We start from the raw sequence: 26,182 nt of genomic DNA on the forward strand, positions 1-26,182 counted from the left end.
GCGTTCAAAAACAGAAATGCAGTATGGAAAGAACTGATAATTAAATACTTTCCGGGGCTGGTTAACGCGAACCCAAATGAAAGACGGTGAGATTCTATCAGGTTTATCGCATTGAATAATGCCAATGTTTTCTACGGAACTGTTCAATTATTCTGAACAGATAGGCGTAGGGTCCTTTCGAGTGTGATGGCCAACAAAAAGCCGACTCAATTGAGTCGGCTTTGTCTAGTTAAGCTCGTTAGGTTAGTGGATTAACCACACACTTTGGTCCAGCTACCATCGCTACCTGGAACAGAAGCAGTCCACCAGTTTGCTTGGTAAACAACGCCGTCTTTCACGATTTTGTCACCGGCTGCAGCGTGGCTTGGGTTACCTGCCCAGTCAGTCTGAGGCATATCTGGGTAAACCACGATGCCAGTCGTGTCACAAGTACCCGTGCCACCACCATTGTCACCGCCACCGTTACCACCGCCTGTAGACAGGTCTGCCAACGGCAGGTCGCTGTACTCAGATGCGAATGCGTAATCAACACCGTTGATATTCACTGTGTAGTTCGCAGGGCCAGAGATTGGCAGGTAGTACACGAAGTCAAGTTCGTACGTTGCACCAGGTGCCAGAGAATCCCACGTTGGTAGTGAGAACGCCAGGCGGTGCATAGTACCTTCCAGTCCACCGATGTTGTTCGCTTTGGTGTGGCCAGAAGAGATGACATTCACTTTACCGCCATTCTGACTCTTCGCGTTGTCTGGTGCTGAAGTCGGAATGTCAAACTGGAACTCAGTACCGCCAGGCAGTTCTACGCCAGTGTTGTTAGTGAAAGTGATTTTCGGGTTGATTGGGTAGTTTTGGTCACCGACTTTGAAGCCACCTACGCTAACGGTAATATCAACCGCTTCGGTTGGCATTGCAGTCTCAGACAGTTTCGCACCGTAAGGTGTCGCAGCTGCAAACTTGTCGTAGATTGCTTTGGTCATGGTGTTACCCATGTGGAACTCACCGTTGCCCGTTGCACAAGCATTTTCAGTTGGGTCTACAACGTCAGTACGGTTGCCGTTTGCATCCAGTTGGTAACATGCGTAGTCACCCGCCAGTTCCCAGAACATGATGCCGCCGATACCTTTGTCGATAACGTAGTCAGATTTCACTTTGATTGACGCTTCGTCTTCAGTAGACAGGAACACTTGCTTCTCAGCATTCCACAGCCATGGTGCAACAGCGACTGAGTCGTAGTTGCGCTGGTAAGTACCTTTCAGCACGTCTTGTGGATCGTTTACTGGGTCCAGTTTGTACGCAGATGCGTAGGTACCGAAGATGCCATGCTCAAGGTTCTTCGCATGCCACATTGGGTTAGAACCTGCACCCATTTCGTTACCTTTCGGATCCGTATCGTGCCACATGTTGTCGATACCAATCGCGCCGTTACCACAGTTGTTCTTCTCACCTTCACCAGTGCCTGGTTGACACTCAGCTTGGTTAGGAAGTGCAGCTTTACCCCACAGACCGTTTTCACCGCCTGTTACGCCTTGCCAACCACGGGTGTAGTAAGGAACACCAATGTTGATACGGCCCGCTGGCATTGAGCCGCGGAAGTAGTGATATGCCCAGTCAGTGTTCAGGTAACCGATACCACCGTACTGGCTGGTGCCGTATACGTTCCAAGCTGCCAGCTCAGAGTCTTTACCTGTGTCGAACAGTGCCGCATTGTGACCAACGTGGTCATTCCAAGCACCGTGCAGGTCGTAAGTCATGATGTTCACGTAGTCGAGGTACTTAGTGACATCAAACGTTTCCATACCACGTAGCAGGTAACCAGAAGATGGTGCTGCGATGGTCAGCATGTAGTGGTGACCGTCTTGCTCAGAAGCGATATCGACTTTCTCACGAAGGACGCGCATCAGCTCTTGGTAAGAAGCCCACAGGTATGCACGACGTGGTTCCATGAAGTCTTTATCGTACGGGTTACCTGCACCTGCCATTGAGGTTGGGTATTCGTAGTCGATATCCAGACCATCGAACTTGTACTTACGCATCATTTCAACTGCAGAATCCGCAAACTTCTGGATACCAGCATGGTTGATTGAACCGTCAGCGTTGGTGGTCATGGTGTAGAAGCCGCCGTCTGCTACGCGGTTTCCGTCAAGGCCAAAGTGACCGCCGGTTTCCGCCCAACCACCGATAGAGATCAGTGTCTTAACGTCGTGCTTCGCTTTGTAAGTTGCCAGTGCACCGAAGTGGCCTTTAAAGCCCAGTGCAGGATCAACTTCTACGCCTGGCCATTCTTTACCTACCGCGGCGTTGTTTGGATCGTTCACATCACCGATGTTGACTTTGCCGTCAGCACCGATGCTGACGAACGCATAGTTGATGTGGGTAAGTTCTTCCCAAGGGATATCTTTAACAAGGTAAGCGGCTTGCGGGTCATCGCCTGCGCGCCAGCTGGTGAAGTAACCGATGATACGACGTGGGTGGTCGGCACCCATGTCTTCACGACCTTCTGCATCGTAGATCGTACAGTATGGAACGTTAACACCAGGGGTTTGGAACAGACCTTCTGGACGACAGTTAGATACTGTTGGCGTGCCCGCTACGGTAACAGTGACCTGTGCAGAATCGGTTGATGCGCCTTTGTCATCAGTCGCTTTTGCGTAGATAGAAACGTTGCCAGCTTTGCTTGCAGTCCAGTCCAGTGCGAATGGCGCTGCTGTTTTCGAGCCAACTAACTGGCCAGCAGCATAGAAATCAACTTTTTCCACAGTACCGTCAGTGTCTGCTGCATCTGCAGTCAGGGTAACAACTGCGCCTTGATCAACGGCTGTTGCGGATGCCGCTACAGCGACGGTTGGTGGCTCATTAACCGGGTCAATAACGCCTGGCTGAACAGTGATGCTAAGAGCGGCTGTTTCAGTTACAGCGCCCTTGTCGTCAGTTGCTTTCACTGTGATCGTGTGAGGGCCTTCAGCAGCAGTCCAGTTCAGAGAATAAGGAGAAGTCGTATCTGAACCGACTGAAGCGCCATCAATGAAGAACTCTACTTTGCTGACAGTGCCATCTGAGTCCTCCGCTGTTGCACTTAGCGTGACAACGTCACCATCTTTAATGGTGTCAGTCGCAAGTGGAGAATCCAGAGAAACGGTTGGCGCTTCGTTTACAGGATCAACAACACCAGTGTCACATTGGTCTACAAATTTCCACTCTTTGTAATCGCCTGATGAGGTAGAAGGGTTGTTGCCTTTCGTCCACCAGTTAGCGGTGTAAACGTTGCTTTCGTGCTGAACAGTTGAACCGCCGCCATATGCTTTGTCTGCTGACCATTTTTCAATGTTGGTACAGTCAACAGCAGCTTGAGCATTGAAAGAAAACATACACGCTACGGCGATTGCCGAGAGCGCGAATCCTTTGCTCTTACCTGTCACATCCATTGGATATCCCTCGAAAATAAAATGTTATCTATTGATTTGTATGTTGTTAGCGCACTTAAATCGCGCAATAAATAAAGTAGAGGAGTTGCAAGAGTGAGACACCCCGGATTTCGTCAGATTTAGATCTCTAGTCAGTTCCTGAATTGAAAAGCTTTGCGCTCTTGGTAACGACTCACAGTTTCAATGGGTAAATTTTCACAGGCTGCATGAAATTTGTGCGGTGAATATGTGCTCAATAGCAAGGGTTGAATAGCCAATGCCAGATGGTAAATGTCGACAATAAATGTTTATATTTAGTTGCTGAATGCGTCTCAAATATTGCCGCTGTAAATATTGTCAACAATATCTATTTTTCTGAGATATGTGACGCGGAAGGAATGTTGATAGCTTTGGGATTGAACAGGGAAAGATGCGACACAGTTTGAAGAGTGGCTGAGGGATATACAGGCTTAGTAATAAGTGGAAAAAAAGAAGGCCGCTTAATCCACGGCCTCTTTAAATGGTTGAGCGTTTAGCGAGCATTCACGAAGGCTTTGAAGCGTGCTTGTGTTTCTGCGTCTGCTTTATCAAACCAGTAGTGAAGCTGGTACTCCACTTCATTCAAAGCATCTTTCCCACCCACAACCACTCTTGCACGTGGGGTAGTAGTTGGTTGTGCGACAGGCTGAGCGACAACTTCTGATGCGCCTAACTGTAATGACGCAGGGGCGTCTGTTTGGTTGAAGCGCTGCATTTCTGAAAGGTAATCACGGCTCAACTGGAAGCCTGATTTCAACAGTTTGTTCTGTTCAAATAGAATGGTGTTCTGGCTTCCATCCAGAATTTTAAATTCAGGGCTATCATTGAATTGACGCACCTGACGTTTGTTTTTGTGCTCTGGGAAATCGAAGAAAATCTCGGTGTCTTGTGCTTCAAATTTAACAACCAACACGTCAGAGCGAACAAAAGTGACGTCTTTTCCTTCTTCAAAGCTTTCAACATAGCGAAAAGCTAGTTGCTGGGTACCATCAGCTAAAACAACTGGTTCTTCTTTGCTGAACATCGAAGATTGGTGAGTCTCGCCGTTGTAGGCAAGCAACTCGATATTGTCGTTAAGGTGAAGCGTCACATCAGCGTGCGCACCAAACGAAAGCAATGCGGTCAACACTGACGCAAAGGCGAATTTTCTTTTCATTGTGTTCCCCAAAAATAGGTAGAGTGCAGCCCGTAAACACATTGGCTTCGGGCTGCTGTTTTATTATTTAACGTGGCAAGCGAAGCCTTTCAGGTAGAAACCTTCTGGGTAGCCGCTATCAATTGGGTGGTCAGCAGCTTGCTCAAAACGCTCGATAAATTGAACGCTGCGGTGGGCATCCAGTGCTGCATCGGCAATGATCTTCTGGAACAGCGCATTATCCATCAGACCTGAGCAAGAATATGTCAGCAGTGTGCCGCCTGGCTTCAGGATCTGCATAGCCAACATGTTGATGTCTTTGTAGCCACGACATGCGCCTGTCAGTTGCGCTTTAGATTCAGCAAACTTAGGTGGGTCCATAATGACTACATCAAAGAGTTCCCCGCTATCACGGTATTCGCGCAGTAGCTTAAAGACGTCTGCATTGACGAATTGTGCTTTCGAGAGGTCATAACCGTTCATCTCGGCATTAGACTTTGCGATATCGAGAGCAGGCTGGGAAACATCGACGTTGATGACTTCCGCTGCATTGCCTTTCAGCGAGTACAGGCCAAATCCGCCTGTGTAGCAGAAGCAGTTCAAAACACGCTTGCCGTTAACGTATTTGACGGCCGCTTCACGGCTGTCGCGTTGGTCCAGATAGAATCCGGTTTTGTGGCCACCAGTGATGTCTACGCTGATTTTTACGCCGTTCTCTTCAATGACTACAGATGCTGGTGGCATCTCACCATGAAGAACGCCTGTACGCTCTTTCAGGCCTTCTTTCTTACGCACTGATACATCTGAACGCTCGTAAATGCTGCACTCTGGATATTGTGCGATAAGCGCTTCTACCAGGTTGTCTTTCTGTGCTTCCGCGCCAGCACTTAAAAGCTGACAAACCAAGAAGTTCTCATAGCGATCGATGGTAATACCAGGCAAACCATCAGACTCCGCGGCAATCAGGCGGTAACCAGTCAGGCCATCACGGGCAGCCAAAACATCACGCAGACCTTGCGCTTCCTGAAGGCGTTTTTTAAAGAACTCAACGTTGACTTCTTCTTTTTCGAATGTCCAAACACGGACACGAATTTGGGAATTAGGAGAAAACGCACCGCGGGCCAGCCATTGGCCCTGATGATCATATACATCCACTGTCTGACCGAGGGAGGGTTTACCTTCGACGCGTTGAATACCACGGGAGAACACCCATGGGTGGCGACGGCGCAGTGATTTTTCACGGCCTTTAACCAGATAAACAGACGGATTCATTGGTTTTTCCTAACTTCAATATGGGGATACTGGGAGGGTTGAACCCAGTAACCAGTAAAAGGTGCTGTATTGTCAGAGAAGCTCGCCAATAATGCAAACGGCCGCACAATGGGCGGCCGCTTTTTCATCAAATCGGCGATTATTCTGTACGAAGGCCTTTCACCAGATCTGTAAGACTGGACGATTGTTTTTGCAGATTCGTGACATCTTGAGATGTTTGTTGAATCATTTCGCTCACCTGCCATGCCTGTTGGCGTACGCGCTCAACATCTGATGAAATCGTACCTGCTACGCTGCCTTGTTGGTTCGCAGCCGTGGCGATTTCTGTGCTGCGGTCAGTGATACGCTGACTGCGCTCAGAAATAGAGCTGATTTCCAGATCGATGTTTTGCATCAAGCTTTCACTCGCTGCTGCGTTATCAACGGTGCCTTGCATCACGCCACGCAGATGTGCGGTGTTGTTCTCCAGATCCTGAATCATGCGTTGGATTTCAACCGTCGTCTGCTGTGTGCGTCCAGCCAGAGAGCGCACTTCATCTGCAACAACAGCAAAGCCACGGCCTTGTTCGCCTGCGCGTGCCGCTTCAATCGCTGCGTTCAGTGCCAGCAGGTTGGTCTGCTCTGAAATCGCACTGATGGTTGCAACCATGCTGCCGATTTCATTCGAATTCTGTTCCAATGAAGCCACTGCTTGCGAAGCGGCTTCAATTTCAGATGCCAGAGCTTGAATTGCCTGCAGAGTTTGGGTCACCTGAGTACGGCTTTGTTGGGAAGCTACACCTGCCTCAGAAATTTCGTCTGATGTTTGTTCTGCATGAGAGGCAACATCACGGATAGAACCTGCCATTTCTTCGGTCGCACTGGCCAGAGAATCAAGGTAAGTACGTTGCTCTGTTGAGAGGTTCTCACTGTCTGCACTGCGGCGGCCCAGATCCGCTGACAGCTCCTCCATCAGTTGCGAAGCGCTCTTGATGGCTTTTACCAAACCATGTTCGCGGTCAGCGACATTGTCGACCGTGGTGGCGATAATGCTGAATTCATCGCGAACAGGGAAGAAGTTCATACGACTGGTGAGGTCGCCGTCAAGCATGCGCTGCAGAGCATGGTTCATGGTATACATGGCACCGCCAATAAAGCTCGACACGTAATGCAACGCCATCAAACCCAGAACAAACAACACAACCATCAATACCCAAGACGTTGCGCTGATTTGTGCCAAAAAACTGATGGTATCGGTTGGTGCATAGGATGCTGCAGCACCGTATGCGGAAGTTTGTTTAATACCGTTTTGAGCCAGCACACTTGCGGCTTCGGTGGCACTGATGTCGTAGTGAGACAACACTGCCGTCAGCGCTGCACTATGTTTTTCTTGTACCTGCGCAACTTGGGCTTCAGAAGCAGAGTAGAAAATTGAACCCGTTGCGACAGCAAGAGCAACAATGAAAACATATAGTGCGTAGAATTTTTCTTTTAGACTGAGTTTGATAAGAAACTGGTCAACCCAGCGGAATGGAGTTTCTTTCATGGTGTGAGCTCCTCCAATAAATGTGAGTACATGCATATATACCGTATGGCATATTACACCGTTACATATGCATAACACTAATATAGGGATAGTGATAGATGTCACATATATGCGTCAAAGCTGTCGTTTCTGGTAAAGTTCAAGGTGTTGGGTTCAGGTTTCACACGGCTCATGAAGGCTTAAAGTTATCGCTGAGTGGTTATGCACGAAATGAGTCTGATGGAACAGTGACCGTTTTAATGTGTGGTGACGAGAAGAATGTTGAGGCACTGCTGGCGTGGTTGGACAAAGGACCACCAACGGCGAATGTTACTGGGCTGATTCACGAACATGTCGATTGGCAGGCAATTGATGGCTTTTCTATTCAGTAGCCATACGAAAAGAGGAGCCATCAGGCTCCGCTTTTAAATGCACTTCACTGGCTTTGGCAAACCTGCGAGTTTGGTCGCTTGCTTTGCCGGGCCTTTAGGAAACAGCTTATACAGGTAGCGGCTGTTGCCTTTATCTGGACCATACTTTTGTTCCATCGACTTGACCAGCAGGCGAATAGCAGGGGAGGTGTTGAACTCTTTGTAAAAGTCCTGCACGAAATAAACGACTTCCCAATGCGCCTCAGTCAATTCGATGTTTTCCTGTTCAGCCAGCATCGGAACTAATTCTTCATGCCAATCGGCAAAATTTTTCAGATAACCCTGTGCATCGGTTTCGATTTGCTTACCGTTTAATTCCAACATGGATAACCTCGTACTTCGAACGCGCAAAGGATAATACCTAAACCGTTACAAAAAAAGGCTGAAACAAAAAAAGCTCCCGAAGGAGCTTTTTATCATCAAGCTGTTCGATTAATCATCGCCACCGAAAATGCCAAGCAGTTGCAGCAGGCTCAGGAACAGGTTGTAGATAGACACGTACAGGCTGATGGTCGCTGAGATGTAGTTAGTTTCACCGCCGCGAACAATTGACTGAGTAGTCAGCAGAATAACGCCTGTTGAGAACAGTACGAAGATACCGCTGATTGCTACTGACAGCATTGGCATTTGCAGGAAGATGTTAGCAATCATACCTACTACCAGCACAACAAAACCGGCCAACAGCATGCCGTTCAGGAACGACAGGTCACGTTTAGTGGTCAGTGCGTACGCTGAACAAGCCATAAAGGTCAGTGCTGTGCCACCAAGTGCGGGAGCAATCGCCCAGCCCATGCCAGCGCCTACGTACATGTTCAGGATAGGGCCAAGGGTGTAACCAGTAAAACCTGTAAACAGGAAGGTAAACACCAAACCCATCGAGTTGTTCTTGTTCTTTTCAGTCAAGAACAGCAGACCGTAGAAACCAACCAGTGTGATGATGATGCCAGGGTAAGGCAGGTTCGCAGCCATTGATACGCCGGCTACAACAGCCGCCCATACCAGAGTCAGTGACAACAGAAAGTAGGTGTTACGCAGTACTTTGTTTGTCGCCAATACACTCTCTTGTGTTTGACTGGCTGAAACAAAACGTTCGTTCATAGGTTTCTCCCAATGGGGTACATATTTTGTTTATTACGACATTAATGGCGTCTTCGGCTTAATTTTTCAAGTCGCAATTGTCGCACAAGTGATAATAATGCGGCTTAGCCTCTGAAAATACTAATATATCGTGCCACACGGTCGTATTCGAGTTTGTAAATGGATGTTAATAAGCCGCTACACTCAGTAAGTGTAGCGGCTTTTTATTAACAATTAGTGATGCAGGATTTGGCTGAGGAAGAGCTGAGTGCGGTCAGACTGTGGATTGTTGAAGAATTCCTCTGGAACATTTTCTTCAATAATTTCACCGGCATCCATAAAGATAACGCGGTCTGCCACTTCTTTCGCAAAGCCCATTTCGTGTGTCACACACAGCATGGTCATGCCTTCTTCTGCCAGTTCAACCATAACATCGAGCACCTCACGAACCATTTCTGGGTCGAGTGCCGACGTTGGCTCGTCAAACAGCATGACGTTAGGGTTCATGCACAATGAACGGGCAATCGCTACACGCTGCTGCTGACCACCAGACAATTGACCTGGGTACTTGTCAGCCTGCTCCGGGATTTTCACACGCTCGAGATACTTCATGGCGATCGCTTCTGCTTCGTCTTTCGGCATCTTCTTCACCCAAATAGGGGCAAGGGTGCAGTTTTCCAGAACAGTAAGGTGCGGAAAGAGGTTGAAGTGTTGGAAACACATTCCGACTTCTTTACGCACTGCTTCGATGTTTTTCAAATCGTCCGTCAATTCGGTGCCTGCAACAACGATCGAGCCTTGTTGATGCTCTTCAAGACGGTTTATGCAGCGAATCATGGTTGATTTGCCTGAACCTGAAGGGCCACAAATAACGATTTTCTCGCCTTTCGCGACCGACAGGTTGATGTTTTTCAGTACATGAAACTGACCGTACCATTTGTTCATATCGGTCAGTTTGATAACAGGGGCGTCTTGTTGACTCATAAATACAATCCTTGTTCTTTATCGCTTGTGACCGGTATGAAGCTTGTTTTCCAGATAGATACTGTAGCGGGACATGCCGAAACAGAAGATCCAGAAAACGAGAGCAACGAACACGTAGCTTTCTGTTGCGAAACCGAGCCAGTTCGGGTCGGTATTCGCGGCCTGGCCGATACCTAGTACATCAAACATACCGATAATCAGAACCAGACTGGTGTCTTTAAACAGACCGATAAAGGTATTTACGATGGATGGAATCGTGATTTTGAGCGCCTGAGGAAGGATGATGAGATTCATCTTCTTCCAATATGTGAGTCCCAGGGCATCAGCAGCTTCATACTGGCCTTTTGGAATTGCCTGAAGGCCACCACGTACCACCTCTGCCATGTATGCCGAAGCAAACATGACCACACCAATCAGTGCGCGCACTAACTTGTTGGTTTCCGATTCACCCGACATGAACAATGGCAGCATCACCGACGCCATGAACAGAACGGTGATCAGTGGAACGCCACGCCATACCTCGATATACACGGTAGAAAGGCTTCGGATGATAGGCATTTCTGAGCGTCGGCCCAGTGCCAGCACAATACCGATAGGTAGTGAAATCACGATACCCACGATGGCGATGATCATAGTGATCAACAAGCCACCCCAAAGGTGCGTTTCCACTTTAGGCAGACCAGCAACATCTCCAAACAGCAGGAAGACTGCCATAATGGGGAATGCCACCAAGAACAAGAGCAGAATCCAACCGCGCTTCGGTGTCTTTTCATAGACTAGCAGTGCTGTGAAAATTGCCAGAATCGCGTAAAAGAGTTTAGGGCGCCAGAGCTCTTCGCTTGGATAGAATCCAAACATGAATTGCTCAAAGCGAACATTGATGAATACCCAACAAGCACCGTCGCTTGTGCAGTCTTCACGTGTTGTTCCCACCCAGTCAGAATTCAAAAACGCCCAATCAAACACAGACCAGAGTGCCATCAGGGCGATATAAGCCAGGATGACAGTCATGACCGAATTAAGTGGTGTTGAGAACAGATTCTTTCTCAGCCAACCCACTGCACCTACCGTGTTTGGTGGTGGTGGCAGATCAGGTTGAAACTCATGTTTTCTTGTCATGGGTTACCTCTCAACCAGTGCCATCTTGGCGTTGTATATGTTCATCAGCAGGGACGTTAACAAGCTGAGAGTCAAGTAAACTCCCATCGTCATTGCGATAATTTCGATAGCCTGACCCGTTTGGTTCAAGGTTGTACCCGCAAACACTGACACCAGATCCGGATAACCAATGGCCATCGCGAGTGAAGAGTTCTTTGTCAGGTTCAGGTATTGGCTGGTCAGAGGGGGGATGATGATACGCATTGCTTGCGGGATAATAACTAATCGCAGTGTTTTACCGCGCGGTAAGCCCAATGCCATCGCAGCTTCTGTTTGTCCATGGCTCACAGCATTAATGCCCGAGCGCACGATCTCTGCAATAAAAGAGGCCGTGTAAATAGACAATGCGAGTGTTAACGCCGCTAATTCGGGGATGATGGAAATCCCCCCGCGGAAGTTAAACCCTTTCAGCTCTGGGTATTCCAGTGACACTGGCATGCCCGCAACGAAGAACGCTATCAGCGGTAATCCGATGATGGCTGCCAATGAAATGGTAAATACCGGCGTTTGTTCACCTGTTGTTTCCTGTTTGCGTTTCGCCCATTTGGCCAGCACAAAGCTGAAAACCAGCGCAGCAGCTAACGCAACAAAGATGATGGTGGAACCTTCCTCAAAGACGGGACGGGTAAAGAACATACCTCGCACGTTAAGGAAGAAAGATTCACCAATACTGATACTTTCTCTTGGGGAAGGCAGAGCTTGAAGAACCGCGAAATACCAGAAGAAAATTTGCAGAAGTAGCGGGATATTTCGAAAGATTTCAATATATACCGCTGCAAAACGGCTTAGCAGCCAGTTGTTCGATAGTCTCGCAATACCCATCAGAAACCCGATGATAGTTGCGAAGACGATACCGAGTACGGAGACCAACGCGGTATTTAACAGGCCAATAAAAAAGGTTCGGCCGTAAGAGTACGTTTCATCGTACTCAATCAGCGTCAAACCAATCCCAAATCCCGCTTCCTGTGTTAAAAAGCCAAAACCGGTCGCAATACCACGGGACTCAAGGTTAGTCAGGGCATTGTTCACGATGGTGTAGACAAAAAACACCAGCGCAATAATAGCTACGGCTTGGAAAACAACAGAGCGAAACGTTGGATTGTAAATGATGCTTTGCTTCTTCTCTGGACGAGCGACCGATCCAGAGTTCAGCGCATTATCTTTAGATGCCATACATCTGCACCTCTATCCTTATACGTTAATTGTGGGGCACAGAAAACTGTGCCCCAGCATACGTTTATAAAACGAACGACTTATTAGCGGATAGGTGGCGCATACAGGATGCCGCCGTCAGTCCATAGCGCATTCACACCACGTGAAATTTGCAGTGGAGAGTCTGAGCCTACAGTGCGCTGGAAGCTCTCGTCGTAGTTACCCACTTGTTTGATAACCTGATAACCCCAGTCATCATTCAAGCCAAGGCCTTTACCTTTAGGACCGTCTTGGCCCAGGATACGGCGGATGTTTGGATCTTTAGAGTTAACCATCTCGTCAACGTTTGCAGAAGTGATGTTGAACTCTTCACCATTGATCATGGTGTTCAGCGTCCACTTAGCAATGTTGAACCAGTTGTCATCGCCTTGACGAACAACAGGACCCAGTGGCTCTTTAGAGATGATTTCAGGCAGTACCACAGCACTGTCTGGATCTGCCAGTTTGATACGTGACGCATACAGGCCAGACTGGTCGGTCGTCAGCGTGTCACAGCGGCCAGATTCGAAGCCTTTAACGGTCGCATCGTACGTATCGTAAACCACTGGCTTGAAGGACATGCCGTTAGAGCGGAAGTAGTCAGACAGGTTCAGCTCTGTCGTTGTACCTGATTGAACACATACCGAAGCACCGTCAAGTTCCAGTGCGCTTTTCACGCCCAGATCTTTTTTAACCATGAAGCCTTGGCCGTCATAGTAGTTAACGCCAACGAAGTTCAGGCCCAGTGTGCCGTCACGTTGCAGTGTCCAAGTGGTGTTACGGGAAAGCACGTCGATTTCACCAGATTGCAGCGCGGTGAAACGCTCTTTCGCTGTCAGAGGAACGAATTTAACTTTGCTCTTATCACCAAGTACTGCGGCAGCCATGGCTTGACAGAACTCTACGTCAATACCTTCCCACTCACCGTTAGCGTTAGGGTTAGAGAAACCTGGAAGACCGGTGCTCACACCACAGCTGATAACGCCTGCGTTCTTCACTTTCTCCAGAGTATTTTCACCTTGGGCAGAAGGAGCAGGAGCTTGTGCAGTACTCGCTTTTGCTTCAGACAGTTGCTTTTCTAAGGAAGCCACCTGCTTTTGAAGGTCGTCGATTTGCTTCTGACTTTCAGCGCTGTTACCACCGCTGTCACAGCCTGCAAGCAGTAGAGCTGAGAGCACTGCAAGCCCGAGTGTCGACTTTTTATTAACCATACCTATCAATCCTTTATTGGTTATTACTGGTTGTTACTCATGGACAAGGCTCATAAGAGGCAAGCAGCCTAAAAATGATGTGAACCTCGTAAAACCACTTAGAAGTTTTATTAACACAAAGTTAACAAAATTTAGTATAGGGGGAGAAAACATGGCTGCAAATTGAACAGGTTGGAGGTGTGATCTAGGCATTGATCTTCGAAGAAATGAGACATTTTTCAGGAGAAAATGTGAAGAAGTCTAACTCCTAACATGCTGTTTTTATGTAAATGAGAGGTAAAATTGTTTAACGAACAATCAACACGCAGCAACATCGCCATTACCTGATTGTTTTTTAGCGTTTAGTTTTGACTAGAATCCTGTCTCAAATCTGATTAGATGTTTATGCATTTCCAAATTCAAGGCGCAGCTTGTTTAGAGATAACTGATTGAATATAGGTCAAGAGCTGGTGGTGATATGCGCATGATGGCGTAAATGTATGCATTCGAACCAAAATGCATAAATAATGGGTTTACACGATGCAATGTGCACATTAGTATACGCAGCACTTACGGAGAGATGGCTGAGTGGTTGAAAGCACCGGTCTTGAAAACCGGCATACGTTAATAGCGTATCTAGGGTTCAAATCCCTATCTCTCCGCCATATTAGAAAAGGCCGCTGAACTATCAGCGGCCTTTTTGCATTTTGAGCCTCGTAAGAGATAGGGTGCAGAACCCTAGACCCTGGGTTCAGCCGAGCGAAGCGAGACAACGTTGCCCGGCGAAGCCGAATAGGCAACGGCCCGCAGGGAAGGGCGCGAAGCGACCGCATAAATCCCTATCTCTCCGCCATATTAGAAAAGGCCGCTGAACTATCAGCGGCCTTTTTGCATTTTGAGCCTCGTAAGATATAGGGTGAAGAACCCTAGACTCTAAGTTCAGCCGAGCGAAGCGAGACAACGTTGCCCGGCGAAGCCGAATAGGCAACGGCCCGCAGGGAAGGGCGCGAAGCGACCGCATAAATCCCTATCTCTCCGCCACATTAGAAAAGGCCGCTGAACTATCAGCGGCCTTTTTCGTTTCTATCTGTATTCTGTATTGTTTTCGACCTCTTCACTTATCGATAAAGAAACAGCTTCTTGCTCGCGATGGTAAGTTGTACTAACTGTCTAGCAAGTTCGCGATTCAACCAAAGGTAACCGTAATAACTGATGTCACTGGCATCATCATCTTCAGACAATTGGTGTTTGGGCTTGAGGCTCATCAGGAGCAAGGAATCCGTATCCAAGATATCGACTTCACGGTTCACCAAGCCATCTCTCAACGCATCAAATTTTGATGCTAACTCTTCTTTAGCAGCTTTTAATCCATGAAGATCGCCAATCTTCTCTTTCCCTTGTTGGCTATCCCAGTGTGTGCTGATCAAGGTTTCCAAGTCGGTATAAATGCGTTTTTCTATGGATAGAATAGAGGCCAAGACAGGCTTTAAGGGACCCGATTCTCTCGCAGCATGTGGCAGTAAGCCTTGTTGTTTCTCAATCAGGTCAGACAGCGAAATGGCATTTTGTGGGACAAATGTGTTGTCTGACATGGTTTCATTGTGTTGATGGTAAAACTGACCGCATTGATGGCAAAAGGATTCAAGTAGATAGATGAATTGATCGGTAGCTCTTGCTGGAAAAACATAAAGACTGGCGAGAATCGACAATACTGCTGACCAAACAACGTTGAGAATACGCCAGCCTGCCGCTTCAAAATCGGCTGGGCCACCACCGGCCACGATCACTATGGTTATCGCTGCCATGAGAGCCGCATAAGCGTATCTCTCTTGCGTGAAGTACATAGTGCCGATGAGTAGGCCAAAAAAAGCGAGGTGATGTGTCCAATGATATTGCGGAGGAATGAGGAAAAGGGCCAACCCTACTGTGGCTCCAGCGACCGTGCCCCAAATCCTTTGGTTTGCTTTGGATATCACACCACCGACAAAGGGAATTGCGCCGAGTATGGTGACGGCGGTGATCAGCGCCCAGTAACCATAAGGAAGGTTGAACTGTCTGACAATCACGAGGATTAATCCCATTACCAAGGCGACTCTCAGCATATAAAGCAGCCGTGAATGTCGAATAGCAAAACTGCGGTAATGGGACATAGCGAAAGGCGCTGGAAGAATGATGCAGAAAGCTTATTCACAGACGTGAAAATTTGCTTTTCTAATAGTGCGACAGTCAGGAATAGAAAAATCCCCGCAGGAAGCGGGGATTGTGTTAACCGATGAACGTCAGTGTGGTTTGTAGAATGATCAGGTTGACGATATCAATAAAGAACGCACCAACAATCGGCACCACCATAAAGGCTTGTGGAGATGGACCGAAGCGGTTTACCACCGAACCCATATTCATCACCGCCGTCGGTGTCGCACCAAGACCAAAACCGCAATGTCCACTGGAAATCACCGCGGCATCATAGTTTCTACCCATCACACGATACGTGACAAAGTAAGAAAACAGCGCCAGCATCAATGACTGCACCATCAGAATCGCCAGGAATGGTAACGCCAGATCGAGAATGTTCCAAAGCTTCAGGCTCATTAGCGCCATGGCAAGGAACAGTGCCAGTGAAACCGTACCCAAAATATCGACGGTTTCCACATCCAGCTTTTCCACTTTAGTCACTTCGAGAACGTTGGTAATGACCACGCCGATAAACAGGGCGTAAACAAAGTCAGGGATCATCAGCCAGCTGATTTCAAAGCTGCTAACCCACTGCTCGAGATACTTTGCGCCTGTCACACAGATCAACAACACAAACAGGGTTTCGATTACTTTTTTTGCAGTGACTTTGTCCTGCTCATTCTCGTTATACGTGACCAGCTCCGGGAATTGCTCATGCGTATTGTTGGTGTTGCCGTACTGGGATTTGAGTTTGTTCTTTTCAACCAGACGTTGAGCTACCGGACTGCCAATAATGCCGCCCATCACCAAGCCAAAAGTGGCTGATGCCATGGCTATCTCAAGCACATTTTCCAAGCCATAAACATCCTGGAAGGTTTGAGACCAAGCTGCACCCGTGCCATGACCGCCTGAAAGGGTAATGGAGCCGGCAATCAAGCCCATCAGTGGGTCGAGCCCCAGCGCAGTCGCCATCGAGATACCAATGCCGTTTTGCAGCACGATATACAGCGATGCAACACCGAGGAAAATAAAGACTTTCGCCCCGCCTTTTAGAAGCTGGGTATAGTTCGCTGCCAGTCCAACAGTTGCAAAGAACATCAGCATAAAGGTGTGTTGTAGCGGAAGGTGAAATTCCAGCTCAATGCCATTGAAGTGCAGCGCAGTAATTGCGCCAGCCACCACCAAGCCACCGACAATGGGTTCAGGGATGTTGAACTTCTTAAATGCGGATACGCGGGCGTTAATAAAGTGTCCAAGGAAGAGCACGAAAATCGCAATCAGGAAGGATTCGAGTGCGCCCACGGAAATGAGTTGATTCATAAAGCCTCTGTGTTCTCATCATCGTCCGTAATGAGTGAGAGTCTTCGTTCTAGCGCGCTTTGGAGAGAGTATTTGACTAAATCTGGTGGCGGTATCCATAACCGCAAGCGCTAGCCAGCTTAAAACAGGGCGACGTTATCTCATATTGTTGAATAGAATGACAAGTCTATCCGAGAAAATATTCACATCCCTCCACAAGCGATGAGAACGTGTCGCTACGCCATGTTGACGTTGTCAGAAAAAGCCGGGCGATGTTGAAATTTGAGCCCGGCTTAATAACGTCTTGAGTCAATTAATGTTTATGAGGAATAAGGCCTGCAATCATCATGGTATGAGAGGCGAGCTTTTGGCATTTGGTCGAGCTGGCGCAGCTTTCTAAGGCTGTTTTGTCACTGGCTTTGGTGTAGATAATTTTGCCGTTTTTAATCGTCGTCATCACAGAGATGTTCGCCAGTTTCATTGGATCGATAGTTAGCGGATTATCTGAGAGGAAAACGAGGTCGGCGACCTTGCCAACTTCAATCGATCCCTTAGTGTCTTCTTCGAAATGCTGATACGCAGACCAGATGGTTTGTGCTTTAAGCGCTGTCATGGCGGATACGCGCTGATCTTTACCTAAAATACGGCCACTTCGTGTAATGCGGTTAACTGTTGCAGAGTAAACCCGCATCGAGTCTGGGAAAGCGACGGGCGCATCATGGTGCGAAGTGAAAATCATGCCTCTATCCAGTGCCCAACCCGTTGGGGAAATGTTCTCAGCACGTTCATCACCCAACACGGATTGCGCATGCCAGTCTCCCCAATAGAAGGTGTGCATAGGGAAAAACGAGGGAATCACGTTCAGGTCTTTGAATGCCTGAACTTGATCCTCACGGGCAGTTTGGGCGTGAATCGCCACAAATCGGCGTTCTTTTGCGCCGTATTTCGCTGTCGCATTTTTTACTGCGCGGATGTATTGGTCAATCGATGCATCACCATTCGCGTGGGTTAGCAGTTGCCAGCCATTTTCCATCGCCATGCCGACATATTTCTCCGCTTCTTCGTCAGACATGATGGGATAACCCCGATATTCAGCATTTTGGCCTTCAGGGGGGATTAGGTATGGTTTGGTGAGCCATGCGGTCTTCCCTTGTGGTGAGCCATCCAGTGTCAGTTTCACGCCACCGAGGCGAAAACCGTTGGTGTAGCTATTGCTGAGGTAAGGTGCTGTGAGAGTGTCAGTGCCGAGTTGAATGTCGGTGTAGGCCACTACATCAATAGGAAGCGGCTCTTGCTGGGCAATCTCGTACATGGTTTTGACACTGTCAGACATGGAACGGCCTTCCTGCGCGGTGGTGTACCCATACTTGGCGTACAGATCCATCCCTGCGCGGAATAGCATCTCATTTTCGTCTGGGCTGATTTGCGTGAACAGTGGTATCAGCGCGCCAAAGAAAGCGGACTCTTCCAGCACACCATTGGGTTCATCACTGTCTTTCACACGTCGAATCACGCCACCTGGTGGGTTTTTGCTGGTCGCCGTCAGTTTCATCATCTCCAGCGCTTTGCTGTTCATGACTCCGATATGACCAGATTGGTGAATGATCAGGATGGGAACGTCGGTTGATACTTTATCAAGGTCAAAGCGGGTTGGGTGAATTTGCTCTTTGAGCTGGGAGTCGTCGTAGCCAAAGCCGATGATAAAGTCCTGCGCTTTGTTTACTGGGACTTCAGCCCATTTTCTCAGGGCTTGTTGAAGGCTTGCGATATCAGTCACAGGGCCATCAGGTGGTGACAACAAATTGGCTGATACAGCCTGTAAGCCTGTGTTCATTACGTGGCCGTGAGCATCAATAAAGCCGGGGATCATGGTCAAACCTTTTAAATCCACCACTTTGGTTTTGTCACCCTTTAGCCTGAGAATTTCTTCTGCTTCCCCTACGGCGAGTATTTTTCCGTTTAGGATGGCAACAGCTTCCGCCTCGGGTTGTTTATCATTGACCGTTATGACCTGAGCGTTGTGGTAAATGGTGTCAGCAAAAGGTTTTGGTGGGCTGGTAGCGAAGATTGGAGCAGAAACAAACAGCGCTGAAAGGGCGGCGATTGAAGCTTTCATGGAGACTCCTCTGGAAAAACAAGACGGGCCTAGCCCGTCTGTGATTCAGTGCGTTATGAACCTGATTGGAATCAGTGTATGCCGTGTTTATCCCAAAAGTCGTCCAGATTTTGCATCATTTCCTTCTTGCGTTCTTCGGAGACGAAAGAAGCTTCAATGGCATTTCGGGTAAATTGTGCCAGCTGCTGAGGGCTGGGAGATAAAGCATTATTAAGGGCAATAAAATTGTCCGTCATATATCCACCGAAAAAGGCGGGGTCATCGGAATTGACGGTCACGCAGAGTCCCTGAGCCAGTAGGTTGAGGATGTTGTGGTCTGCCATCTTGTCAAACACGCGAAGCTTGATGTTAGACAGTGGGCAGACGGTGAGAGGCATTCTAGATATCGCCAACTCTTTTACCAGTTCGGGGTCCTCGCTGCTTTTCACGCCATGATCAATGCGGCTGACATGCAAAAGATTAATCGCATCTCTGATGTTACTCGGAGGGCCTTCTTCCCCTGCATGCGCGACAGTTTTCAACCCCAGTGCTCGCGCTTCAGCAAATACACGTTGGAATTTCTCTGGTGGATGGCCTACTTCGGAAGAGTCCAGCCCAACACCAACTAACCGATTTAAGTGAGGCTTCGCCTTTTCCAAAGTTTCAAAGGCCGCTTCTTCCGATAAATGGCGAAGAAAACACATGATCAGCTGGCTTGTAATGCCAAGCTCTTTTTCCCCTTGGCGAAGAGCGTGGTAGATGCCATTGATAGCCGTATCGAATGAAATCCCCCGGTCGGTGTGGGTTTGAGGGTCAAAGAAGATTTCTGTATGCATGACATTGTCGGCTTTACAACGCAGCAGATACGCCCAGGTCAGGTCGAAGAAATCACGTTCAGTAATAAGGACATTGGCCCCTTGATAGTAAATATCGAGGAAGGACTGCAGGTTATGGAATTGGTAGGCGTTGCGGGCTTCCTCAACGCTTGAATAGGGCGTGGAAATACCATTTCTTTCTGCGAGTTCAAACATCAACTCGGGTTCAAGTGAGCCTTCAATATGCAGATGCAACTCCACCTTCGGCAAGCATCGGATAAACTTTTCCATCGTCTTCTCCCTGTTCGTAACTTATTGAAAGGTATATATCGGTAGGGCAAATTTTTGAGAATGGAATGCTGTATGGATCTAAACTAGTTGGTGTTGACTCATCGGTCAAATTTTGGAATTCGCAATACGGCAGCTTGTCATAAGTTCACAAAAATGCCGCCAACGTCAGACGGCATTTTTGCTTTGAAAGGAAGCTTAACCGATGAACTTAGTCATAAAGTTCTGCACATTACTCAGGCTCGAAATTGCCATGATGACAACAATCGCCGCACCTGTAAGGGTTAAATATATAGGGTGTTTGTAATCACCCACAATGTCTTTACGACGCGTCGCAGCCAACACAAACCCCAGTACCACAGGCAGGATGATGCTGTTTACCAAGCCAGCAAGCATCAGTAGCAGGATTGGCATGTTCATCAGCACGGTACCAACGCTGGTAATGATGATGAAGCCACAGCACCAGGCTTTTTCGTTACGGGCAACCACAGGGAACAGTGTTTTGATCAGTGAGATAGCCATGTAGGAGTTACCCACCACCGACGTGATAGACGCAACGAACAGCACCAGACCAAAGATAAAGTAACCTACTTCGCCCGCGCCTTGACGAAACGCGTCTGCGGCTGGGTTTGCAGTGTCCAGCACTGCACCAGCAGCAATCACACCAAACACGGCCATGAAAAGCAGAATGCGGATAACAACAGCGATAGAGATACCTGCCCAGGCAGCTTTGTTGATGTGCTCAACGTTCTCTTTTCCTTGCAGGCCGATATCAACCAAACGTTGTGCGCCAGTGTAGTAACCTCCCACAGCGCCACCAACAATGGTCAGGGTCGGAAGCAAAAGGCTGCCCATGTCTGTTGGCATCACTGCTGCGGATAAGGTTTCCCCCATAGGTGGAAGGCTGGTCATGGCGACATAGGCGATTAAAACAATCATAAACAGGCCGAGGTAGCGCGCCATCTGATCCATACGCTTTGATGCGTTATGAACGACAAACAACAGGCAACCGACAACACCGGTAAACAGCGCACCCCAAGTGGTATCCACGCCAGTCAGCACGTTGATGCCAAGCGCAGCACCACTGACGTTACCGAAGTTGAATGCCACCGCACCTAATGCCAGCAGAATACCGATGAAGTAGCCTGCACCTGGCGCGATTTTGTTCGCGATATCTTGGATACGAAGGCCTGAAACACCCACGATTCGCCACAGGTTCATAACGATACCGAAGGTGATAAACATGGAGGCAAACACAGGGAAAGCCATGTCGATTTTATAGATGTTGGTGAAAACAGCGGTTTGTGTCAGAAAGCCGGGGCCAACTGAAGTGGTAGCCATTAAGAATGCGACGCTGAAAATGGCTTTGGATTGCCAGTTGGCGTTGAGTTGGGTGTGTGCTTTTGCGGTCATGCCGGGTTCCGATTTTGTTGTCTTCCTATTTAATAAAAAAAGAAAAACAACTGACCGGGATCAGCTGATAGAGAGCTGTTAAGCTATTGAAAAGAAAAGCCTTGGTAAGCTCTCTTTTTGCTGGGCGCGGATGTTAATGGCAACCAACTTTCAAGTCAATCATTAAACCGCAAATAGTTTGAGGTTTTTTCATCTTGGTTTTCAATGGTGACTTTTGTGACCAGAAATGGATTCTGGCATACCTAATTCTTTATGCATATGGTACCTTAATAAAAAATGACGAATCGTCAAAAACTATGAAAGAGGATAAATCATGGATGGAATACCCAGTTTCACAGAGCTTTATCGTTATTCGAATAATGCCTACTTTGCAGATAACTACACCAAAGAAATAGATTACAAGGGCGAATCTGCCATGGAGGTTTATCTCCGGGTGATGAACAGCACACCGGATTGGGTGAACAAGCTGATGAAAATCCGCAACGAAGTGGTTTCGAGAATGGGCTTAAAACACCTTGGTAATCTCGATGACTTTTACCCGAAGAAAACGGCGGATGACTATCAGGTGGGCGATAAAGTCGGCATTTTCGAGATGATCTACAAATCTCACTCAGAAGTGATCATGGAAGACAGAGATAAACATCTGGATGTGAAGTTGTCATTCTTTGTTGAACCTCACGGTGACAAAGCGTTGGTGACGGCAAGTTCTGTTGTTCACGTTAAAAATACCTTCGGTAAGATATACATGTTCTTCGTTGGGCCAGTACATAAAATCATCGTGCCAGCGACACTGAAGAAGCTCTGATGTGACAATTGATACGAAGCATAATATCTTTCAAGCCAACTTATCGTTTTAAAGGTATGCGTTGTGCTTCGGTTCCTTCCCTCACTAAAACACTTTTCGCTCGTTGCTGCTTTAGCGCTTTTCTTCGGCTCGGTAACAAGCTCTCACGCTTTAACTCCCGAAAGTTGTGATATTGATGTCTCTGACCTCAACCTGCGCTATGACAATCATCTCGACTACCAAAACAAAAACGTACCCACTGATTTCTTCCTGTTGGTTTACTCCAATTCGCCGGGCTTTTGTAAAACCATGGAACGAAAGGGCCGCGAGGCGTCCGTGCGGTTTCAGTGTGACTCTGGGAATGACTTCGGTTGGGTGGTGCATGGTCTTTGGGGAGAGTCAGAAAAGGCTTATAAGTCAGGCAACAACAAGGGACATCCTCGATTCTGTAAGGGCGACTTAGCACCATTGCCGTTGGAAACTATCAAGCCATATCTGTGTATGAGCCCGGGCACGCGCCTGCTGCAAGGGCAGTGGGAAAAACACGGTTCGTGCGACTTTGATTCAGCAGAAGCGTATTTCGACAAGACGCTCGAACTTGCCGGTCAATTTAAGCTGCCGCCTGCTGACTTGAATGCCAAGAAAGCAATTCGTTGGATGCGCGATAATAATCCTGAACTGAAGAATACTTGGCTGCATCAAAGCCGTCATGAGTTTGGTATCTGTTTCGACAAAAGCTTCAACCTCATGTCTTGCCCGAGAAAACGCTAAACGGGCTTTTCGGCGGCATCGCTATCGTCGGCTTTGTTGTTAGCTATCGCGATGTCGTCGAGCAACTCATTAATCTTCTCTGCTTCTTCAATCGAGGCTCCGTCTAACAACGCTTCCTGCAATAGGTTGTTAATCCGCTCTTTCCTCAAAATAAACAGGTCATGCAGTGAATAAGCGACTTCCAAGCGCCGTTTAGGGAACTGCTCAATCAAGTGGCGCAGCATGTCACCACCTTTTTTCGGATAGGCGAGCACGATGTTCTTCGCCACGTCATGTGCGTTCAGCGAAGAACCTTGTAGAGCGAGTCGGATCAAAATCCCCGGATCGGATGGATTCTGACCCAACGCAGCGATGAGAAGTTTTAGCTCTGGGTTGGCTTTGTCGATGTCCTTGAAATCCATCATTGGGTCATAATCACTCGAACTCCCCATAGGTTGCACGTTGACCTTGAAGGAAGAGGCCGCTGGCAATGTTTCTGTGCGAACAAACAGCTTACGTGCCATCAGGAAGACAAAGACGAAAATATGAACCGTAATGATGTAGTAGTAGAGCCAGACGACGTCGAACTCATTCATCAGGAAACTCGCCACAATCGGCCCAATCACACCACCGACGCCTAGCAATATTTGCATAGTACTGGTGGCAGGCATGGCTTCTTTTTGTTCAATGTGGTCAAACACTTGAGTAACAGCAAGCGGGAAAAGTGCCACGCCTGAACCGCCTGATACCCAAAACAGCACGGCCAACAATTCGATCGGATAAGGGTAAAAGTTATCAAGCACTATCAAGCTGTTGCTGATGATCCCCATAAACATGAGACCTGATGCCACGACACGTTTGTCGTAGCGATCGGCCAGCCACCCGGTTGGAAACTGAGTGAGCAAACCGCCCATTTGGTAAGAACCCAGGATCAGTGATAGCCAGATTCCTGAGATCCCTTTGCTGTAAGCGTAAAGAGAGATAAGTGAAACGCTGGCTGCATTAATCAACCCGGCACAGAAACAAGCGAGCGTGCCTGAAGGGGAGTATTGCCAGAGCTTTTTAAGAGAAATCGGTGTCGCGCGTTTGGGCAATTCCGGTGCCGGTAAACGGCTCATTGACATGATGATGAGGGAAACACAAAGGAATACCGAAATCACCCCAAACAGCCGTGGGTCGTTTTCGTTAAATGCGCTGAAAAGAAAGGGAGCGGTACCGAATCCAATCGCAAAACAGATCTGGTAGGTGCCGTAAACTCGGCCTCGGTTACTTCGATCACTCAGTACATTGAGCCAACTTTCGAGCGTGATAAATGACGTGACATAGCAGAAGCCTGCAATCGCGCGCAGTGCGGCGGTAACAACAATATCGGTCGTGTAGCTATGAACAACAGACACAATAGACAGGGTTGCCGCCATTGAGGCAAACGCGCGAATGTGTCCGGCACGGAGCACTGCCCGGGAACCAAACAACCCTGCACAAATTGCTCCTACAGCAAACATACTCATTGCCAGACCAATATCGGCTGTCGGGTAGCCGTTTTCCTTCATGCGGATAGGTAGCATGACGAAAAAGAGGTTGTGGCTGATAGCAAACCCAAATATCGTGAAGAGTATGGGTCGTATCCGTATGAATATATTCGCTTTCATGTCCGTATATGCCGAGTAATGCAAGTTCCAATAAAGAAAGAATCGGAGCTTAGTTATTGGTGGTTTAAAGAGCAAAAGAATGAAGTTTTTATGAGGGTTTTCTATCAAACCGGCTCTGAGCTTCAAAAATGCGTGTTAGCCTAAAAATGTTACCACTGAGAGAACGTGGAAATGAGAGAACTCAAAGGCTTTCACTGCTGGCTCTCGCAAATCCGACATATTTCTTATTCATGATTGAGTATGGTCTAGTTTTGCTAAATCTGAGGGAATGAATCATGGAAAGATTTCGCGTATCCAACCAATTAGAGCACATGAATATCGACCTCATTCATCAGGTGATATCAGAGTCCTACTGGGCAAAAGGCATTCCAAAAGCGACGTTAGAAAAGGCATTAGCACATTCTCTCTGTTTTGGTGTGTTTGATGAAAACAACACGCAGTTAGCGTTTGCCAGAATGATCACTGACCGGGCGACATTTGCCTATCTGGGAGATGTTTTTGTGGTGGAAGAGCGTCAAGGTGAGGGGATTGCTAGAGTATTGATGGATAGCATTGTGGCACATCCTGACCTACAAGGTCTTCGTCGAACCATGCTGGCAACCCGTGATGCACATGGGTTATATGAAAAGTACGGTTTTACGCCGATTGCCAATCCTGACTCGTTAATGCAGGTATGGCATCCTGACATATATAAATGAAACGTGATCAGGGATTGCTAATATTCTGAAGTGCACGATTTTAAAGGAATACGAATGACAGCGATAAGAAAATTCAAACAGAAAGATGAATATGATGTGCTTAAAATATTATTAGCGGAAGAACAGGTCAAATTTACAGCGCCACCAGAAAATTTCATCAGTGATGTTGAGGAAAACATCAATCGCTTTCTGATTGTCCATGACGATCTCATTGTTGGCTACTTCAAAATTGATACTGCTTTTAATTCTGAAATCGTTGGGGATGGGATTACAGGGGTAGGGCTTCGAAGTTTTGCTATTGATCGTCGCTACCAAGGAAAGGGGATCGGTAAAAAGGCGGTCTCATTATTGGCAGACTCCATTTCCCTCGAGTTTCCTGATGTCTCTTGGCTCTATCTGACGGTGAATTGTAAAAACACGGTTGCTTATCAGACATACCTTAAAGGGGGCTTTGAAGATACAGGATCACTGTATCACGGTGGTCCAGTGGGACCTCAACATGTGATGAAGCTAATGTTGCGTAGATAAAGCCGCTTGGACAGACAAGATCTTGGGCTCAGTCCGAAAGGCTGTACAAGTGTAAAATGCATATATGTATTGCTGGATTGAATTAAAATGTCTTTCTATGTTTATCTTTCCTGTTGAACCAGTCACTTTGAACTATATTAATTCATGCCGTGTTTAAATAAATAATTAAATTCGGTGTTAATTAGGTTTCTTTACAGCCATGTATTATCTTTCTAAATTCCGACCTTGAAGCGGGAATTTATTTTAATTGTTATTCATCTCTCTTTTACTTAATAAATTGTGATACCCCTTCACTTAACAAAAATTTAACCA

The 26,182-nt window shown here is 47.6% G+C and carries 21 protein-coding genes, 1 tRNA gene and 2 other RNA genes; 8 read left to right on the forward strand and 16 right to left on the reverse strand.

The window, feature by feature from the left end; genetic code table 11:
• Positions 1 to 251: 251 nt before the first annotated feature.
• From QL223_RS15310 to QL223_RS15325, 4 genes are all read right to left on the reverse strand, one after another.
• Complete coding sequence (locus QL223_RS15310) at positions 252 to 3,419, reverse strand: glycosyl hydrolase family 18 protein (protein WP_281545220.1); 3,168 nt, start codon at positions 3,417 to 3,419, stop codon at positions 252 to 254.
• 511 nt (positions 3,420 to 3,930) lie between these two features.
• Positions 3,931 to 4,593: a DUF2057 family protein gene (locus QL223_RS15315; RefSeq protein WP_046306765.1), complete on the reverse strand. Its 663-nt coding sequence runs from the start codon at positions 4,591 to 4,593 to the stop codon at positions 3,931 to 3,933.
• A gap of 63 nt (positions 4,594 to 4,656) precedes the next feature.
• Positions 4,657 to 5,844: a class I SAM-dependent methyltransferase gene (locus tag QL223_RS15320; protein WP_281545221.1), complete on the reverse strand. Its 1,188-nt coding sequence runs from the start codon at positions 5,842 to 5,844 to the stop codon at positions 4,657 to 4,659.
• 139 nt (positions 5,845 to 5,983) lie between these two features.
• On the reverse strand, positions 5,984 to 7,369 hold the full coding sequence (locus QL223_RS15325; protein WP_281545222.1) for a methyl-accepting chemotaxis protein: 1,386 nt from the start codon (positions 7,367 to 7,369) through the stop codon (positions 5,984 to 5,986).
• A gap of 98 nt (positions 7,370 to 7,467) precedes the next feature.
• Between QL223_RS15325 and yccX the strand changes: the two genes are divergently transcribed.
• Entirely contained in the window at positions 7,468 to 7,740 is a 273-nt protein-coding gene (yccX, locus tag QL223_RS15330; RefSeq protein WP_039850065.1) for an acylphosphatase, read from the forward strand.
• 33 nt (positions 7,741 to 7,773) lie between these two features.
• On the opposite strand, the gene QL223_RS15335 is transcribed toward yccX, so the two are convergent.
• From QL223_RS15335 to QL223_RS15360, 6 genes are all read right to left on the reverse strand, one after another.
• A complete protein-coding gene (locus QL223_RS15335; RefSeq protein ID WP_281545223.1) occupies positions 7,774 to 8,103 on the reverse strand; it encodes a TusE/DsrC/DsvC family sulfur relay protein in 330 nt (109 codons plus the stop codon).
• Between the two features lie 108 nt (positions 8,104 to 8,211).
• Entirely contained in the window at positions 8,212 to 8,877 is a 666-nt protein-coding gene (locus QL223_RS15340; RefSeq protein ID WP_002539047.1) for a Bax inhibitor-1/YccA family protein, read from the reverse strand.
• A gap of 213 nt (positions 8,878 to 9,090) precedes the next feature.
• Entirely contained in the window at positions 9,091 to 9,840 is a 750-nt protein-coding gene (locus QL223_RS15345) for an amino acid ABC transporter ATP-binding protein (RefSeq protein WP_002539046.1), read from the reverse strand.
• 18 nt (positions 9,841 to 9,858) lie between these two features.
• On the reverse strand, positions 9,859 to 10,959 hold the full coding sequence (locus tag QL223_RS15350; protein ID WP_002539045.1) for an amino acid ABC transporter permease: 1,101 nt from the start codon (positions 10,957 to 10,959) through the stop codon (positions 9,859 to 9,861).
• Positions 10,960 to 10,962: 3 nt separating this feature from the next.
• A complete protein-coding gene (locus tag QL223_RS15355; RefSeq protein WP_002539044.1) occupies positions 10,963 to 12,171 on the reverse strand; it encodes an amino acid ABC transporter permease in 1,209 nt (402 codons plus the stop codon).
• 83 nt (positions 12,172 to 12,254) lie between these two features.
• On the reverse strand, positions 12,255 to 13,259 hold the full coding sequence (locus QL223_RS15360; protein ID WP_338035033.1) for an amino acid ABC transporter substrate-binding protein: 1,005 nt from the start codon (positions 13,257 to 13,259) through the stop codon (positions 12,255 to 12,257).
• Positions 13,260 to 13,953: 694 nt separating this feature from the next.
• Between QL223_RS15360 and QL223_RS15365 the strand changes: the two genes are divergently transcribed.
• From QL223_RS15365 to QL223_RS15375, 3 genes are all read left to right on the forward strand, one after another.
• Positions 13,954 to 14,044: transfer RNA gene (locus tag QL223_RS15365), tRNA-Ser, on the forward strand.
• A 43-nt stretch (positions 14,045 to 14,087) separates the two neighbouring features.
• Positions 14,088 to 14,232: non-coding RNA, RtT sRNA (locus QL223_RS15370), on the forward strand.
• Between the two features lie 43 nt (positions 14,233 to 14,275).
• Positions 14,276 to 14,420, forward strand: a non-coding RNA gene (locus tag QL223_RS15375) — RtT sRNA.
• 77 nt (positions 14,421 to 14,497) lie between these two features.
• Here the strand turns inward: QL223_RS15375 and QL223_RS15380 are convergent.
• The 5 genes from QL223_RS15380 to QL223_RS15400 all read right to left on the reverse strand — a co-directional run bounded on the left by QL223_RS15380 (position 14,498) and on the right by QL223_RS15400 (position 21,461).
• Positions 14,498 to 15,529, reverse strand: a complete 1,032-nt coding sequence (locus tag QL223_RS15380) for an FUSC family protein (protein ID WP_039850416.1) — start codon at positions 15,527 to 15,529, stop codon at positions 14,498 to 14,500.
• Between the two features lie 115 nt (positions 15,530 to 15,644).
• Entirely contained in the window at positions 15,645 to 16,871 is a 1,227-nt protein-coding gene (gene gltS / locus QL223_RS15385) for a sodium/glutamate symporter (protein WP_002541324.1), read from the reverse strand.
• A 292-nt stretch (positions 16,872 to 17,163) separates the two neighbouring features.
• Entirely contained in the window at positions 17,164 to 18,966 is a 1,803-nt protein-coding gene (locus tag QL223_RS15390) for an amidohydrolase (protein ID WP_002541326.1), read from the reverse strand.
• A 71-nt stretch (positions 18,967 to 19,037) separates the two neighbouring features.
• Entirely contained in the window at positions 19,038 to 20,051 is a 1,014-nt protein-coding gene (locus tag QL223_RS15395; protein ID WP_002541327.1) for an adenosine deaminase, read from the reverse strand.
• A 195-nt stretch (positions 20,052 to 20,246) separates the two neighbouring features.
• Positions 20,247 to 21,461: an NRAMP family divalent metal transporter gene (locus tag QL223_RS15400; protein WP_002541328.1), complete on the reverse strand. Its 1,215-nt coding sequence runs from the start codon at positions 21,459 to 21,461 to the stop codon at positions 20,247 to 20,249.
• 313 nt (positions 21,462 to 21,774) lie between these two features.
• On the opposite strand from QL223_RS15400, the gene QL223_RS15405 reads away from it, so the two are divergent.
• Positions 21,775 to 22,266: a DUF2867 domain-containing protein gene (locus QL223_RS15405; protein WP_281545224.1), complete on the forward strand. Its 492-nt coding sequence runs from the start codon at positions 21,775 to 21,777 to the stop codon at positions 22,264 to 22,266.
• A gap of 63 nt (positions 22,267 to 22,329) precedes the next feature.
• Entirely contained in the window at positions 22,330 to 23,016 is a 687-nt protein-coding gene (locus tag QL223_RS15410; RefSeq protein WP_281545225.1) for a hypothetical protein, read from the forward strand.
• On the opposite strand, the gene QL223_RS15415 is transcribed toward QL223_RS15410, so the two are convergent.
• On the reverse strand, positions 23,013 to 24,644 hold the full coding sequence (locus QL223_RS15415) for an MFS transporter (protein ID WP_039850418.1): 1,632 nt from the start codon (positions 24,642 to 24,644) through the stop codon (positions 23,013 to 23,015). The genes QL223_RS15410 and QL223_RS15415 overlap by 4 nt on opposite strands.
• 275 nt (positions 24,645 to 24,919) lie before the next feature.
• Between QL223_RS15415 and QL223_RS15420 the strand changes: the two genes are divergently transcribed.
• Together QL223_RS15420 and QL223_RS15425 are read left to right on the forward strand one after the other, a co-directional pair.
• Positions 24,920 to 25,342 (forward strand): GNAT family N-acetyltransferase, encoded by a 423-nt coding sequence (locus QL223_RS15420; protein ID WP_281545226.1) that lies wholly within the window; start codon positions 24,920 to 24,922, stop codon positions 25,340 to 25,342.
• Between the two features lie 54 nt (positions 25,343 to 25,396).
• The gene (locus QL223_RS15425) at positions 25,397 to 25,870 is read left to right on the forward strand and encodes a GNAT family N-acetyltransferase (RefSeq protein WP_281545227.1); all 474 of its coding nucleotides are present in this window, start codon (positions 25,397 to 25,399) and stop codon (positions 25,868 to 25,870) included.
• The last annotated feature ends 312 nt before the right edge of the window (positions 25,871 to 26,182 follow it).

The organism is Grimontia sp. SpTr1 (assembly GCF_947387585.1).
In the GTDB taxonomy this organism is placed as follows: domain Bacteria; phylum Pseudomonadota; class Gammaproteobacteria; order Enterobacterales; family Vibrionaceae; genus Enterovibrio; species Enterovibrio indicus.

Coding starts and splice junctions, on each gene's coding strand:
- QL223_RS15310 (WP_281545220.1), bottom strand. CDS start 3,419: ATGGATGTGACAGGTAAGAGCAAAGGATTCGCGCTCTCGGCAATCGCC.
- QL223_RS15315 (WP_046306765.1), bottom strand. CDS start 4,593: ATGAAAAGAAAATTCGCCTTTGCGTCAGTGTTGACCGCATTGCTTTCG.
- QL223_RS15320 (WP_281545221.1), bottom strand. CDS start 5,844: ATGAATCCGTCTGTTTATCTGGTTAAAGGCCGTGAAAAATCACTGCGC.
- QL223_RS15325 (WP_281545222.1), bottom strand. CDS start 7,369: ATGAAAGAAACTCCATTCCGCTGGGTTGACCAGTTTCTTATCAAACTC.
- yccX (WP_039850065.1), top strand. CDS start 7,468: ATGTCACATATATGCGTCAAAGCTGTCGTTTCTGGTAAAGTTCAAGGT.
- QL223_RS15335 (WP_281545223.1), bottom strand. CDS start 8,103: ATGTTGGAATTAAACGGTAAGCAAATCGAAACCGATGCACAGGGTTAT.
- QL223_RS15340 (WP_002539047.1), bottom strand. CDS start 8,877: ATGAACGAACGTTTTGTTTCAGCCAGTCAAACACAAGAGAGTGTATTG.
- QL223_RS15345 (WP_002539046.1), bottom strand. CDS start 9,840: ATGAGTCAACAAGACGCCCCTGTTATCAAACTGACCGATATGAACAAA.
- QL223_RS15350 (WP_002539045.1), bottom strand. CDS start 10,959: ATGACAAGAAAACATGAGTTTCAACCTGATCTGCCACCACCACCAAAC.
- QL223_RS15355 (WP_002539044.1), bottom strand. CDS start 12,171: ATGGCATCTAAAGATAATGCGCTGAACTCTGGATCGGTCGCTCGTCCA.
- QL223_RS15380 (WP_039850416.1), bottom strand. CDS start 15,529: ATGTCCCATTACCGCAGTTTTGCTATTCGACATTCACGGCTGCTTTAT.
- gltS (WP_002541324.1), bottom strand. CDS start 16,871: ATGAATCAACTCATTTCCGTGGGCGCACTCGAATCCTTCCTGATTGCG.
- QL223_RS15390 (WP_002541326.1), bottom strand. CDS start 18,966: ATGAAAGCTTCAATCGCCGCCCTTTCAGCGCTGTTTGTTTCTGCTCCA.
- QL223_RS15395 (WP_002541327.1), bottom strand. CDS start 20,051: ATGGAAAAGTTTATCCGATGCTTGCCGAAGGTGGAGTTGCATCTGCAT.
- QL223_RS15400 (WP_002541328.1), bottom strand. CDS start 21,461: ATGACCGCAAAAGCACACACCCAACTCAACGCCAACTGGCAATCCAAA.
- QL223_RS15405 (WP_281545224.1), top strand. CDS start 21,775: ATGGATGGAATACCCAGTTTCACAGAGCTTTATCGTTATTCGAATAAT.
- QL223_RS15415 (WP_039850418.1), bottom strand. CDS start 24,644: ATGAAAGCGAATATATTCATACGGATACGACCCATACTCTTCACGATA.
- QL223_RS15420 (WP_281545226.1), top strand. CDS start 24,920: ATGGAAAGATTTCGCGTATCCAACCAATTAGAGCACATGAATATCGAC.
- QL223_RS15425 (WP_281545227.1), top strand. CDS start 25,397: ATGACAGCGATAAGAAAATTCAAACAGAAAGATGAATATGATGTGCTT.